Origin of the sequence: Pseudomonas sp. TWRC1-2 (genome assembly GCF_049896685.1) — a bacterium.
Taxonomy (GTDB): domain Bacteria; phylum Pseudomonadota; class Gammaproteobacteria; order Pseudomonadales; family Pseudomonadaceae; genus Aquipseudomonas.
The window spans coordinates 349,308-363,816 of the sequence record NZ_JAFCUU010000001.1 but is presented as its reverse complement, the minus strand read 5'-3'; the positions used below and the strand labels follow the sequence as shown (position 1 = coordinate 363,816).

General features: G+C 61.1%; 10 protein-coding genes and 2 pseudogenes. 8 read left to right on the top strand and 4 right to left on the bottom strand.

Going from position 1 to position 14,509, the window contains the following annotated elements:
* Nucleotides 1-172 precede the first annotated feature (172 nt).
* The 4 genes and pseudogenes from ACP7B3_RS01560 to ACP7B3_RS01545 all read left to right on the top strand — a co-directional run.
* Nucleotides 173-1,522 (top strand): sensor histidine kinase, encoded by a 1,350-nt coding sequence (locus ACP7B3_RS01560; RefSeq protein ID WP_426177424.1) that lies wholly within the window; start codon nt 173-175, stop codon nt 1,520-1,522.
* Nucleotides 1,507-1,890, top strand: coding sequence for a response regulator (locus ACP7B3_RS01555; RefSeq protein ID WP_145160607.1), 384 nt, complete (start codon nt 1,507-1,509; stop codon nt 1,888-1,890). The genes ACP7B3_RS01560 and ACP7B3_RS01555 overlap by 16 nt, the downstream gene beginning before the upstream one ends.
* A 9-nt stretch (nt 1,891-1,899) precedes the next feature.
* The gene (locus tag ACP7B3_RS01550; RefSeq protein ID WP_426177422.1) at nt 1,900-3,153 is read left to right on the top strand and encodes an EAL domain-containing response regulator; all 1,254 of its coding nucleotides are present in this window, start codon (nt 1,900-1,902) and stop codon (nt 3,151-3,153) included.
* 202 nt (nt 3,154-3,355) lie between these two features.
* A pseudogene (locus ACP7B3_RS01545) lies at nt 3,356-3,550 on the top strand (haloacid dehalogenase type II); the annotation flags it as partial.
* A 200-nt stretch (nt 3,551-3,750) separates the two neighbouring features.
* Here ACP7B3_RS01545 and ACP7B3_RS01540 read toward each other — a convergent pair.
* Nucleotides 3,751-3,981 (bottom strand): annotated as a pseudogene (locus ACP7B3_RS01540) (succinylglutamate desuccinylase); the annotation flags it as partial.
* Nucleotides 3,982-4,160: 179 nt separating this feature from the next.
* Between ACP7B3_RS01540 and ACP7B3_RS01535 the strand changes: the two are divergent.
* Together ACP7B3_RS01535 and ACP7B3_RS01530 are read left to right on the top strand one after the other, a co-directional pair.
* Nucleotides 4,161-9,185 (top strand): glycosyltransferase, encoded by a 5,025-nt coding sequence (locus ACP7B3_RS01535; protein WP_426177420.1) that lies wholly within the window; start codon nt 4,161-4,163, stop codon nt 9,183-9,185.
* 72 nt (nt 9,186-9,257) lie between these two features.
* Nucleotides 9,258-10,625, top strand: a complete 1,368-nt coding sequence (locus ACP7B3_RS01530; RefSeq protein ID WP_426177418.1) for a cation:proton antiporter — start codon at nt 9,258-9,260, stop codon at nt 10,623-10,625.
* Here the strand turns inward: ACP7B3_RS01530 and ACP7B3_RS01525 are convergent.
* From ACP7B3_RS01525 to ACP7B3_RS01515, 3 genes are all read right to left on the bottom strand, one after another.
* A complete protein-coding gene (locus ACP7B3_RS01525; protein WP_277933608.1) occupies nt 10,616-10,750 on the bottom strand; it encodes a hypothetical protein in 135 nt (44 codons plus the stop codon). The genes ACP7B3_RS01530 and ACP7B3_RS01525 overlap by 10 nt on opposite strands.
* Nucleotides 10,751-10,761: 11 nt before the next feature.
* Nucleotides 10,762-10,974 (bottom strand): hypothetical protein, encoded by a 213-nt coding sequence (locus ACP7B3_RS01520; protein ID WP_145160599.1) that lies wholly within the window; start codon nt 10,972-10,974, stop codon nt 10,762-10,764.
* A 93-nt stretch (nt 10,975-11,067) separates the two neighbouring features.
* Nucleotides 11,068-11,613 carry a hypothetical protein gene (locus ACP7B3_RS01515; RefSeq protein WP_145160597.1) on the bottom strand — a complete coding sequence of 182 codons (546 nt, stop codon included), beginning with the start codon at nt 11,611-11,613 and terminating at the stop codon, nt 11,068-11,070.
* A 451-nt stretch (nt 11,614-12,064) separates the two neighbouring features.
* Here ACP7B3_RS01515 and ACP7B3_RS01510 point away from each other — a divergent pair, with 451 nt between their 5' ends.
* Nucleotides 12,065-13,474, top strand: coding sequence for a circularly permuted type 2 ATP-grasp protein (locus ACP7B3_RS01510; RefSeq protein ID WP_242196845.1), 1,410 nt, complete (start codon nt 12,065-12,067; stop codon nt 13,472-13,474).
* Nucleotides 13,475-13,476: 2 nt separating this feature from the next.
* A complete protein-coding gene (locus ACP7B3_RS01505; RefSeq protein WP_145160593.1) occupies nt 13,477-14,427 on the top strand; it encodes an alpha-E domain-containing protein in 951 nt (316 codons plus the stop codon).
* Nucleotides 14,428-14,509: the final 82 nt, after the last annotated feature.

Here is a 14,509-nt window from a genome sequence, read left to right as displayed (position 1 = left end):
ATCCCTCCAAAACCCGCCAAGTCAAAGCTGCCAAGCATCAAAACGCCATAATCTCTGCTATCGTCCAAAGACCTCATCTCCTCCTCGTCGCCCTCGTGCGATCTCAGTGAGCATGCTCTGCGCCATCGGCTATCAACGTTGGCGGGCCTGAAGTTCATGGAACGCCACCGCGATGGATAAAAACCCAACCGAACGACCCCTCGAACCGCAATCGCGGGCCGAAAAAATCGTCGAATTCAAACGCCAGAAAACCCTGCTCAAGACCGGCGCCCTGCAAGACGCGATCTTCAACAGCGCGTATTTTTCAAGCATCGCCACCGACGAAAAAGGCGTGATCCAGATCTTCAACGTCGGCGCCGAACGCATGCTCGGCTACGCCGCCGACGACGTGCTGAACCGCATTACCCCCGCCGACATTTCCGACCCCGCCGAACTCATCACCCGCGCCGCCGCCCTCAGCCTGGAGCTCGACACACCGATCACGCCAGGCTTCGAAGCCCTGGTGTTCAAAGCCTCGCGCGGCATCGAAGACATTTACGAGCTGACCTACATCCGCAAGGACGGCAGTCGCCTGTCGGCCATGGTCTCGGTGACGGCCCTGCGCAACCGCCACGACACCATCATCGGCTACTTGCTGATCGGCACCGACAACACCGCGCGCAAGCAGGAAGAAGCCGAGCGCAAAGGCTTCGAACGCGCCCTGGAAGAAAAGAACCTGGAACTGGAACACGCCAACCACATGAAGTCCGAGTTCCTCGCCACCATGTCCCACGAGTTGCGCACGCCGCTGAACGCGGTGATCGGCTTTTCCGAGGCGCTCAAGGATGGCCTGGTCGGCGACATGAGTGAGGTGCAGCGTGAATACATCGGCGATATCTTCACCAGCGGCCAGCACCTGCTGTCGCTGATCAACGACATTCTCGACCTGTCCAAGGTCGAGGCCGGGATGATGGACCTGGAGCTTGAGGCCGTGGAGCTCGCCGGCTTGCTGGCCAACAGCCTGTTGATCGTGCGCGAAAAAGCCGCCTTGCAACGCATCCAGTTGAAACTGGAAAGCGACGGCGATTTCGGCACCCTGGAACTGGACCTGCGCAAAACCAAGCAGATCATCTACAACCTGCTGGCCAATGCGGTGAAGTTCAGCGAACACGGCGCCTCCGTGACCCTGGCGGTGCGCGAGGTCAGTCGCGCTCAGGTCGGGCAGATCCCTGGCGACTGGCCGACCCACGGCTTCGCCCTGCAACCCAGCCCCCACGCGCAGTTCCTGGAACTGATCGTCAGCGACACCGGCATCGGCATTGCCAAGGACGACATGAGCAAGCTCTTCAAGGCGTTCAGCCAGATCGACAGCAGCCTGGCGCGTAAATTTGAAGGCACGGGTTTGGGGCTGGCGATGGTCAAGCAATTGACCGACCTGCATGGCGGCAGCGTCGCCGTCGCCAGCCGCGTGGGCCTGGGCACCCGCTTTGTGGTGTGGCTGCCACTGCACCGCGCCCCGGAGGCAGCATGGCCGAAATCCTGATCGTCGAAGACAACGAGGCGAACATGCGCCTGGCTCGGTTGCTGCTGGTCAATGCCGGTCACAGCGTGTTGTGGGCGGCGGATGCAGAAACCGGGCTGACGCTGGCGCGGGAAAAACAGCCGGCGCTGATCCTGATGGATATCCAGTTGCCTGGCATGGATGGCCTCGCCGCCACCCGACTGCTCAAGCAAGACCCCGGCACCGCGCACATTCCGGTGATCGCCCTGACCGCCATGGCCATGAAGGAAGACCGCGAAAAAACCCGACTGGCCGGCTGCGACGCCTACATCATCAAGCCGCTGCGCTACAAAGAGCTTTACCAGACCATCGACACCTTGCTGCAACAACACATCAGCCCACTCCTATGAGTCCTCTCCATGGCCAGCCAACCCGCAACGCTATTGATCGTTGATGATGAACCCCATGTTCGCAAGCTGCTGGAAACCCTGCTGCAACACGAGGGCTACCAGACCTTGAGTGCCGGCAGCGGTGAGGAAGCCTTGCAGTTGGTGGCGCAGCAACCGCCCGACCTGATCCTGCTGGACATCATGATGCCGGGCATGGATGGCTACGAGGTGGCCAGCCACTTGAAGGGCGACGAAGCCACGGCGAGTATCCCGATCATCATGTTGTCGGCCCTCAGCGAGCCCGGCGCGCGCGTCACCGGGCTGCAAACCGGCGCCGAGGAGTTCATCAGCAAACCGGTGGAGCGTGTCGAGTTGTGGCTGCGGGTGCGCAACCTGCTGCGGCTCAAGGCGCGCGGCGATCATTTGAAAGTCCACAACCTGATGCTCGAACAGCAACTGCAGCAGCAAACGGGAGAGCCGGCGGGCATGAGCGTGCACGACCTGGCACGCCAGGATCTGGAAAACGCCCTGCGCCTGGCGGTCGAAACCAATGCATTCAGCGTGCATTACCAACCCAAGGTCGAGCTGGCCGGCGGCCAGATATGCGCACTCGAAGCCTTGCTGCGCTGGGAGCGGCCAGGCTATGGCGCGGTTTCACCGGCGGTATTTGTGCCGATACTCGAGAGCCTGGGCCTGATCGTGCCGGTCGGGCGCTGGGTGATTGACACGGTTTGCCAGCAAATCGCCGTGTGGCAACGCGGTCTGATTGGCGCCATAGAGGTTTCAGTCAACGTTTCCGGTCATCAGTTGATCGAGGGCGACCTGATTGCCGATATCGAACGCACCTTGAGGCAACATGGGGTTGCGCCGCACTGGCTGGAGGTCGAACTGACCGAAGGCTCATTGATGGAAAACACCCAGCACACCATTGCCAGCCTGCAACGGCTGCGCACGATGGGCGTGAAAATTTCCATCGATGACTTCGGCACCGGCTATTCAAGCCTGGCGTATCTGCGCCGGTTTCCCATCGACACGTTGAAGATCGACATCGCGTTTATTCGCGAAGTCACCACCAACCCGCAAGACGCGGCCATCACCCGCACGATCATTGAACTGGCCCATAGCCTGAGCCTGCAAGTGGTCGCCGAAGGTGTCGAAACCCAGGATCAGCTGGCGTTTTTGAAGGCCGCCGGCTGTGATCAGATTCAAGGGTACTTGTTCAGCCGGCCATTGCCCGCAGCCACGCTGGAACGCCTGCTACTGGAGCGAATGCCGCGGATCTGAAATCTCGTCGCGCAAACACTCGATCAGCCCGCGGTGTGTCGAACTCAATCGCCCCGCGCCACTGACCAGCGAGTTCGAGATCAAACAGGGCGGCGACCTTCATATCGACTATTCAACTGTGTGGCAGAGGCTGATTTGATTTCCAACTGACGGCCACGTTTCCTATGCTGCGAGGGTCACTCACTTTCCGTACAGGTGCCGCATGCCCCTTGAGAACACCCCTCGCCCACTCTGGTTGACCTTTGATTGCTACGGCACGCTGATCCAGTGGGATGAAGGCTTGCGCGCCGCGATCGATAAAATCCTCGACGAAAAAGGTGATCATCAGGTCGACCGGGATACCTTGCTCAGCGCCTACGATCATCACGAACACACGCATATCTGCGCCAGCCCGCACCTGGACCGCGTGCCTGAGCTGTTCAAGTCCGTGGGTTGGTGAGGCCTGTCGAAAATCACCTGACGCGCTGCGATCCCACTGTGGGAGCGGGCTTGCCCGCGAATGCGCAGTGTCATTCACCGAATAGGTCGGCTGATACGCCCTCTTCGCGAGCAAGCCCGCTCCCACATGGAGGGGCGTGTACAGGCAGCATTTCAGGGGTCCAGCACCAGGCCGGCGTCGGCGGCTGACTGCACCGGGCTCTTTTGCCACTGCGCCAGGTTGCTCGCCGGTCTTTCCATGGCCAGTGAGTGGTGGAAAGCGCGGTTGAAGTTCTGCCCGGTGGCGTCGTGAAAGCGCCCCAGCAGTCGACCCTGACGAAATTGGCCGATGCCGAACGGATTCGCCTGTGGCACAACAGTAACAGTGCCGCGCAGCCGTCCTTGAGCCTGTAAGGGGTGTCAGCCGCTGATGTAGCCGAACGGACACCCCTGACAACTGAGCACGAAGGTTGAAATGAGGGGTAAAGATTATCGCCGCCAGGCGCCGGAATCGCTGCACGCAATACTGCCACAAGGGGATGCCACGCCACTGTGCCGTGGCGTATTCCCCTGCCCAGGTGACAGACTTTATGACGCGTATTTCCACCCCCCACGCTGCGCACATGCAGCCAACGCAGGTTCCTGACAGCCGCGATGCGCCGCCCAGGCTCACCGCTGAGCCCGGCGCGCCCATTCAGCCAGCCATTGAAGGCACCCGGGCCCACGGTGATCGTGAGCTGGCGGCTCAGTACGGCGCCGCACTGCGCGGTATAACCGGCGTAGCCGCCCGCGATGCTGACCAGAAAATCTGGCCCATTCCCCCGCATTCAACCTTCGGCCAATGGTGGGCGCAGCTGGCCAACGCCTTGCGATCACCGGATGTGGCCCAGTGGGTCAATGACCAGGGCATAGACAGCCACTCGATCAGCCTGAACCCGACGTCCGGGCGGATTTACTTCACGCTCAAGCGCCGCCTGGATCCCGCGCAGACGCTGCACACGCTGGGGCTCGACGACAGACACTGGGGCGCCATCAGCGGCCCGGTTCTGCAGGCGGCACGTATCATTGCAGCCGGCCAGGCGGATGCAACCTTCACCCTGCCGGGCGCTACAAACGAGCACATCGCGCCCTTGGCACTGGTGGGCAATTTTTATCAAGAACCGCCCCACCTTTCGGGCACAGCCCTAAAGCAGCGTGCCGACGCACTCAGCCGCGAGCGCCGCTTCGCCGGGCTCGACCCCGTGGCCTTCCCGGGCTTGATCGAATCGCGCAGCGAAAGTGCCCTGCAAAACCAGAAATCCGTAGTTGACGATACGCATGCACAGCACCAGGCCGCAGCGTCGTTGCGGTACTTGTCAGCGCAGTTGAAAGACGGCACGCGATCAAATGCCGACATCGCCGATGAGTTACAGGCAAACACCCTTCAACTGGGCACCGACAGCACCTACCGCAGCGATCACACGCAGACGTGGGCCGAGGTCAGCCTCAAGCAGTTCCTGGAAGATAACGGCTGGGATCTGCCGACCTGCCGCGAGGACATGGACAACCTTGCCCAAGCGATCACCACACCACCGCCCCTTGCGCCGACGCACGGGAACCTTGGCGGTGCGCTGAGCTGGCGGCACCCCCTGGATCAGCGCAACCAGCGACTGTTGAGTACCGCCTTGTACGCAGGCGGCTTGGGCGACATTGATGTGCGCCCGTTTAACAATGTTCTGGAGTACCTGCTCGACAACAGGCCCCTCACGCCCTCAGCGCTGAGCCAGCCGCGACGCTTACTCGACGAGTTGCTCAATACGCCCAGAGGCAAGGCACTGGGCGAGGCCATCCAGGCCAGCTTCGAGGCACGGTCGATCAAGGGCAGTGCCACCGATTGGCTGCTGGCGGCATTGAACGTGGAGCGTGTCAGCGGGACCGATCCGTTTGGCGCTGCGCGACCAGACACACCACTGAGCATCGAAGGTTACACGCTGTTCTGCGCTGAAAACGCCGGCAAGTCCGCGTCTACCATCATCAGGGAGTTGGAAGAACACCTGGTGACCACCGGCCGAGCGTCCTCTCCGGCCACCGCCACAGTGCTGACTCACCTTTTGCTTGCCAGCCGGGCGCCGGCGCTTCTGGTCAAGGACATCCCCGATCAGGTGGCCGTGGGCACCCACAGCTGGGTCAGCTTTGCCACGGCGGTCGCGCGCATCGAGGCAAAAGCGCCAGGGGCAACAGCGGCGATGAGCTATGCGCGCGTCATGCTGGAGGCCAGCATTGCCCCCGTGACCGATGACGAGCGCCGCATTGAATATGCCGCCCAGCATGAAGCGATCAAGGACTGGGCCGTTGGCAATGGCATGCATTACCCGAGCACCGATGCGGCCATGGCTCAGGTGCGTCAGCGATTCAGTGCCCAGGTCAGTGAGTTGAAAGAGGCCGCCGAAACGCAAATCGGCGAGATGCCGACCACAAAAGCCCTGGCGCTGGCGCAACTGAAACTCGCCTTGCCGTCAATGGCCCCGAACCTGTTTGAAGAAAAATGCATCACCTCGCAGCCCGCCAGCCGGCACTTTCCGGGGCCTTACTCGCTGCTGGATCTGTTTATCGACGGCAGAGCCCTGCTCGGCGCTCCCGACTCGTCCGACGATTGGGGCCGGGCCGGTCGCGCTGTGGTCAGCGCGGTGACGTTGGGCAACGTCTCTTTGCCCACCGATGGCGCGCCGGGGGCTTGGGTAGCGTCATCGAATGCGATCAACATCAACGCTGCTTTGGCAACGCTTAAAGACCTGCCGCGTCCGCAGGATGCGTTTGATCAAGCGTTTGCGTCCTACGCCAGCCGCGTAAAAAAGACCACCGCTGCGCAGCTCAAGCACTTGATAGCCAGGCTGCCGCTGCAAGACCGACAAAACCTGGAATTCGGCAAAATAAGCGTGCGCAAGGAAATTGAATACAGCCGAGATGATCGCCGCGTTGCAGAAGGAGTGCTGCTGGTCGAGACCCAGCGCAATGGCACGACCATGACCTATGCAGTCGACCGCCTCAAGGGCACGGTGACCCGGCGGCCGGGCCAGACCTACAACGAGTACCCACCGGCTGGCGGTTGGTATCCGTCACCCGGCAAACGCTACGATGCCGTAAAGCCTGCGGGTGAATACTCATCGGCGCTGCTGGATGAGCGCCAAGGTGCGCAGACCGTGCCTGATAGCTTCGCCAGTGACCGAACCCGGTACATCGCCGATGCGCTGATCGAAGACATCAACCTGCCTGCGGTGCACCGCAGCGCCAAAGGCGTGACGACCTTCGACACTGAAGTGCCGACCTATAAGGTGGTTGAGGAAGTAGCGCTGAATCTGATCCCGTTCAGGTCAGCCATCAAGCATTTCATCGACGGCAACGTGAAGGACGGTGCCGTCGATCTGGCCTTCGATATCTTTGGTTTCGCGGTGGGCCTGGGGGCTGCGGCCAAGGGCGCGAAAGGCGCACTGGCCGGCGCTTCGGCCATTTCCAAACTCGGCCAGACGTTCAAGATCGTCGGGCGCGCGGCGGTCGGCTCGCTCAACCCCCTGAGCGGGGTGGATGACCTGGCTCGCGGCGTCGCCAATGGCGTACGCAGCTGGACCGGCGCCGCTTATAAAGGCCTCAAGCACCTGCGCGGGTCTTACCGCAGTGTCAACCTGCTCGAGTTGGCGAAAAAGCCCGATATCGCGCAAGGCACCTTCAGGGCCTCTCACCGTGCGCAGAGCACCCCAGCGCTGGCGACATTCGATGAGGCAACCCAAAACTGGTACGCCTTTGATCCGCGCACGAAACAGGCGTACGGCAAAGCGCTGGACAACTTTGTCGTCGAAAGCCCCACATCAAACGACGCCAGCAGCCTGCACGCCCTCGGCGGCGATGACCTGGTGAAGATCGCCGAACGGCAACAGGGCCTGGCGGCAAACGGCACGTTCAAGGTCGGGCAACAGACCGTCGAAGGTCATGCCGTGCTGTTCCAGGGTCACTGGCATCAATACGACGCGGTGAAAAAATACCCCTTTGGCCCCCCGCTCAAAGACTTCACGCCCAAGCGCCTGGTGGCCAGTGGCGAGACCCGCACACTGGATGCCAACCTGCGCGGTTATGAAGCCAGACACATAGCCCCCGACGCGCTTTCGACCAAGGGCTTGCAGGGCAACGTGTACGTAGGCCGCAGTAAAAAAGAATATGTAAGGGTCGACGGCACACTCTATGAGTCACGGTTGAAGGCGGGCCAGCGAGTCATCCGGCACCCCAATGGCACGCGGCCAGAGATCGCTATCAGGGACCTCGGCGCGTCCGGCTGGGAACCCACCTCCAGGTCCGCCCGGCTGCTGGGTGGCACCCATGACACACCCACGCCCTGGAAGTTTGGCGACAGCACTTACGTGGTGCCGATGGATGACATCCAAGTCGTCGAACATGCAGCAACGCCATTCAGGCTCAATCACAAAGGCGCCGAACGCAGTGTCATCTTCGACAGCTCGGTCGGTGCGTGGAAAGAGACCACGCTCGCCACCGGTATCGATGACACACCCGCGAGGTATTTCTGGCGAAGTGGCAAGGGCAAGTGGCAACGGGGAACGCTTGATGAGTTCAGTAAAGCTAGAAAAGCCGACGCGCATCAGTACACCTTTATTGATGTCACGCCGCCGTCGGTGCTGAAGGTGCCAAACGAGGTGAAACCGCTGCCCAAGGCGCTGCACTATTTTTGGGCCGGCCAGGAAATACCGTCGCACCTGGCCGACAACATCGCCAGGAACGCCACTCAAGCGCCCGGCTACACCTCCATCCTTCACGTCGATGCCGACAGCCCGGCGGTGTTTCAACGCATAAAAACCACGCTGCAGAGCAAGGCTCCCGGCGTGAAGGTGCTGAACCTGCATGAGGACGAAGTCTTCAAGCAGCTCAAGCGCGGCGAAATGTACGACTACTTTCGGCAGGGGCAAGGCAAAAACCTGGCGGCCGCCTCGGACGTTGCGCGTTATCCCATCATGAACAAGCACGGCGGTGTGTATCTGGACACCGATGACGTCATTCAGAAAAACATCGGCACCGACGCATTGCTCGCCGGCGCTCACGATGTTCTGCTCGGCGCGCCGGTCGTGCATAGCCTGACCGACTACACGCCGTTCTATAACACCAGTAACTTCGCGACACGCCCTGGCAACCCGGTCATCGAAGCGATGATCACGCAGATGAACCAACGCTTTAAGGCCAACAAAGCGTACTTCGCGGCCAACCGCCCCACTGCCACGAAAACCGCCGATGGCCGGGTGCACTACACGCCCGAATTCACCGCGTATGAACGCAAGATATTCGAGACCGCTGGCCCGAATCTATTCAATGACATCCTCAAGTCGAACCGGCCCGACCTGTACGACCTGGGTTTGGATGGATTAGCCAAAGAGTCCAAGCTGGTCGACGGCAGCCTCGTCTCGTCCGGGCCTATCGTCGACATTGAAAACGACGTGCTTGGCGTCTACGCCAGCAAAGGGCTTGCGCCACCGGATCACCTGCGTGAGCAGATACAAAAAATCAAACACCACCACTACCCGCTGCGCTACCGGTTCCACATCAGCATCGGCGCCGATCATTCGTGGATCAACACCTGACCCAACAACTTTGAACCAGTACCGGGTCGTGGTCCTCCAACGGCTACAAACCACGGCCACGGTGCACGTTCGATGACTTTTATTCTTTGGTTGGCCGTACTCGGCGCGGTATTGCTGACCCTCGCCCTCACCTCCTCCTACCTGCGCTGGATGCCGGTGACAACCTCGGCAGTCTGCCTGTTGCTGGGCATCGCCATCGGCCCGCTGGGCATGGACCTGCTGCAGATGGACATCAAGGCCTCCGCACGCTGGATGGAGCACTTAACCGAAGTGGCAGTGCTGTTTTCGCTGTTCGTCAGCGGCCTGAAGCTGCGCCTGCCCTTGCGGCATCGCACCTGGCGTATTGCGTTTGGCATGGCTGGCCCGGTGATGTTGCTGACTATCCTGGGCAGCGGCCTCGCGCTGCATTACCTGTTCGACCTTTCCTGGGGCGTTTCGCTGTTGGTCGGTGCCATTCTCGCGCCCACCGACCCGGTACTGGCCGGCCTGGTTCAGGTCAACAATGCGCAGGACTATGACGCGCTGCGTTTTGGTCTGTCGGGCGAGGCCGGCCTGAACGATGGCACGGCGTTTCCGTTTGTGATCTTTGCGCTGTTATTCATGCAGCACGGCGGCTTTGACGGTGACTGGCTGGGCGGTTGGGCGCTGAAAAACCTGCTGTGGGCCGTACCGGCCGGGTTGCTGATCGGCTACTGGATGGGCCGGGGCATTGGCCGCGTGACCTTGTGGATGCGCATCACCAACGAAGACAGCACCTTGTCACCCAACGATTACCTGACGCTGGCGTTGATCGCCCTGGCCTACGTGGCAGCCGAGGCCGTGGGCGGCTACGGCTTTTTGTCGGTGCTCGCCGCCGGGCTCGGCTTGCGCCAGGCAGAGTTCAGGTCCACGGGCAATTCGCAGACGCCCTCCGAGCACTTGGCATTACCGGTGGTGGGCCATCTGGAAGTCGAACCTGCGCGCGCGCTCCAAGGTGATGTCAGTGAACTGCAAGACACGCAGATCGCCGCCGGTGTGATGATGGGCGACATGTTGTCGTTCGGCAGCCTGGTGGAGCGCTCGATGGAGGTTTTCCTGGTGACGTTGCTGGGGATCATTCTGGTCAGTCATTGGGACTGGCGCGCGCTGCCGGTGGCGGCGCTGTTGTTTTGCGTGATCCGGCCGGCGAGTGTGCTGGCGGTGCCTTGGGGCAGCCTGATCGACTATCGGCAGCGCGGTTTGATGGGCTGGTTCGGTATCCGCGGGATCGGCAGCATCTACTACCTGTTTTATGCGCTCAACCACGGCTTGATCGGCACCAGCAGTGCGGTGGCGGTGAACCTTACGGTGTCGGTGATCGCCTTGAGCATCGTCGTTCATGGCCTGAGTACCCAGCCGATGCTGGTCTGGTATGAACGACGTGCCAAGGTGAAAGCTCAAAAAATTGCAGCTCAGTCCTGATTTTCGGTATGACCGACATCGGCCGCGTCATCCAGATCGTTCAGCGGCACTTCTGCGTCATCCATCAATGAACCCGGGTCTTCGTTGCCCGGGTCATTAAGTTCTTCGTCGTCTAGATCTGACATGACCGTCTCCTCTAACCGCCTTGGGTATCGATATCGGCATCCGTCTCAGGCTTGGCTTCGGGCTCAGGCTTGAAGTCGGGGCTGTAGTCGTTTTCCTTGGCTTTTGGGTCGCTGGCAGGTTTTGGGTCTTTCGGCGCGTCGGCGGCAGTGCCGGGGGCCGGCTCTCCACCATCGATGGCCGGGTCGTTGCGGTTGCTGACTTGCGGATCATTGCTTGTGTTCATGGGGTCACCTCTTCGCAGTTTCGGAAAACACATCCTGCGTAAAGGTAAGGTCCCGCGCAGGACGATGAAGTTCCGACGATTTAAGCCGCGTGCTCAAGACACAGGGTTGTCGATCTGGATGTAGAACGCGTAGACGCCCAGCAATAGCCAGAACACCATGAACAGCCATGGCGCGCGCATGGAGAACAGCAGCGACTTGCGATAGCCCTTGTGCGACGACTCGGTTTCACAAAACAGCGGCGAATCGTCATAGGCCAAGCCCATTACCGGCTCGCTGCGCAGCAATTCACTTTGTTTGTAGTGCCAGTGGTCGATGATTTCGTACGCGGCGCGGATCCCCGGCCAGGCATTCAGCGAACTGAGCACCCCCAGGGAGGCCAGGAACACCGGCACGATCAAGGTGAAAAACTTGCCCCATTCCGGGTTCAGGTTGCCCATGCCGGAGACAAAGGCGATGACCAGGAACGATTGCGCCGTCAGGTAGGCGTCGGTGCGGTTGGCCAGGATGGAGGTTTCGTACTGGATTTCGCGGCGATAGAAGTCAAGGCGGTCCTTGGGCGAACCAAAAATCTTGGCGTTATGTTCACTGTGATCGTCCAGCGCTGCTTCGGGAGTGTTCGGGGAGATGATTCTGGGCACGACGGTGCTCCACAAGGTTGCGAGTCTCGTTAGAAGAATCGGGGAGCAGTGAAGTTCAAGTTTGTTCATGCACCATTGTGGAACACGCCCTGCACCCTTGTAGTGAGCGGGCTTGCCCCGCGTTGCAGTGCGCAGCGCTGCTGCGTTTTCCTGGGGGCCGCTGCGCAGCCCCACGCGGGGCAAGCCCGCTCGCCACAATGCGCTCCGCTGTCACCATCAGCCGGCTCCCGCAGGATTAAATCAACACAAGCCTCAGTTCCGGCACACGCATTGCTTTATCCATTCATCTGCCCGGATTCAGGAGCATTCGTTACCCCCCGACCCAGAGCCGACCCCATAAGAAAGTAAGGACCAGGCCTGTTGGCACGATCAGCCACGGGCTCATAAAAAAATGCGTTTTTTAAAGCGGCAGTGCCACCCAAGCATCCCTGGGCACTGACAAGGTACTGGAATGGCTCGATCTTTCTTTGATGAAATGAATGACGCACAGGGCGTGTGCCGTGCGCATTATCAGGATTTCTCCCGCTGGCTGGCCAACACGCCGCCTGAACTGCTGGCGCAAAGGCGCCGCGAAGCCGATTTGCTGTTCCACCGCGCCGGCATCACCTTCACCCTCTACGGCGACGAGCAGGACACCGAGCGCCTGATCCCCTTCGATATCATTCCGCGCAGCATCCCCGCCACTGAATGGAGCGTGATCGAACGCGGCTGTATCCAGCGAGTCAATGCGCTGAACATGTTCCTGGCTGACATCTATCACGACCAACGCATCATCAAGGCCGGGATCATTCCCGCCGAGCAGGTGCTGGGCAACGAGGGTTATCAGAAGGCGATGGTCGGGCTGGACCTGCACCGCGACATCTATTCGCATATTTCCGGGGTTGACCTGGTGCGCGACGGCGACGGCACCTATTACGTGCTCGAAGACAACCTGCGCACCCCTAGCGGCGTGAGCTACATGCTCGAAGACCGCAAGATGATGATGCGCCTGTTCCCGGAAGTGTTCGCCAAGCAGCGCATCGCGCCGGTGGACCACTACCCCAACCTGCTGCTCAAGACCCTGAAAAGCTCCAGCCGCCTCGACAACCCCAACGTGGTGGTATTGACGCCTGGGCGCTTCAACAGCGCCTTTTTCGAACACGCCTTCCTCGCCCGAGAAATGGGCGTGGAACTGGTCGAAGGCGCCGACCTGTTCGTGCACGACCTCAAGGTGTTCATGCGCACCACCGACGGGCCGAAGCCGGTGGATGTGATTTACCGGCGTATCGACGACGCTTTCCTCGACCCCAAGGCCTTCAACCCCGATTCGATGCTCGGCGTGCCGGGGCTGGTCGCCGCCTATTGCGCCGGCAATGTGGTGCTGGCCAATGCGATTGGCACCGGCGTGGCCGATGACAAGTCGGTTTACCCGTACGTGCCGGAGATGATCCGCTTTTATCTGGATGAAGAGCCGATCCTGCAAAACGTGCCGACCTTCCAGTGCCGCAAGCCGGATGAACTGTCCCACGTGCTCGCCCACTTGCCGGAACTGGTGGTCAAGGAAACCCAGGGCTCGGGCGGCTACGGCATGCTGGTCGGCCCGGCCTCCACCGCCGCCGAAATCGAGGATTTCCGCCAACGCATCAAGGCACGCCCCCACGCCTACATCGCCCAACCGACCCTGAGCCTGTCCACCTGCCCCACCTTCGTCGAAAACGGCATTGCGCCGCGGCATATCGACCTGCGCCCGTTCGTGCTCTCGGGCAAGGAAACCCGCCTGGTGCCCGGCGGCCTGACCCGCGTGGCATTGAAGGAAGGCTCGTTGATCGTCAACTCGTCGCAAGGCGGCGGAACCAAGGACACCTGGGTGGTGGAGGGCTGAGTATGTTGAGTAGAACCGCCGCAGATCTGTACTGGATGTCGCGTTACCTGGAGCGTGCCGAAAACCTGGCGCGCATGCTCGAAGTCAGTTACTCGCTGTCGCTGATGCCCCAGGCCGGGCGCAGCGATGGGCTGGACGAACTGGCGATGGCGTTGCTCAGCAGCGGCACCCTGGAAAGTTACCTGGAGCGTCACAAACAACTGGACGCGACGCTCATGCTGCACTTCTTCGCCCTCGACGAAGAAAACCCCGCCAGCATCTACAACTGCCTGCGTGCCGCCCGGGGCAACGCCCACGCGGTACGCGGGCGCATTACCGCCGACATGTGGGAAAACCTCAACGCCACCTGGCTGGAAATGCGCAGCATCGCCGCCGGTGGCCTGGCGCGCCACGGCATCAGCCACTTCTGTGACTGGGTCAAACAGCGTTCGCACCTGTTCCGCGGCGCGACGTCCGGCACCATCATGCGCAATGACGCGTACCGGTTTATCCGCCTGGGCACCTTCGTCGAGCGCGCGGACAACACCTTGCGCTTGCTGGACGCGCGCTACGAAATGTTTGGCGAGGAGTCGGAAGAAGTCAGCGACTTGTCGGCGCGCGGCTACTACCAATGGAGCGCCCTGCTGCGGGCGTTGTCGTCGTTTGAGGCCTACACCGAGCTGTACCCGAATGCCTTGAATGCGCGCTCGGTGTCGGAGTTGCTGCTGCTGCGCAGTGATGTGCCGCGCTCGTTGCACGCGTGTATCGAGGAGTTGAGCCATATCCTCGCGGACTTGCCCGGCAGTTATGGGCGCACGGCGCAGCGCCTGGCGGCGGAATTCGAGGCGCGCCTGCGCTATACCGGGATCGACGAAATTCTGGAGGACGGCTTGCACAGCCGCCTGACGGACTTTATCGACACGGTGCGTGAGCTGGCACGGGCGATTCATAGCTCGTACCTGGAAGTGGTGTGAGTTGCGGTCACTTAACTGTCAGTTCGGGTGATTGACCCTGCTCAGGTGCCGCTCTTATGTTGGGCAGGTGAAAGGCCTTCCC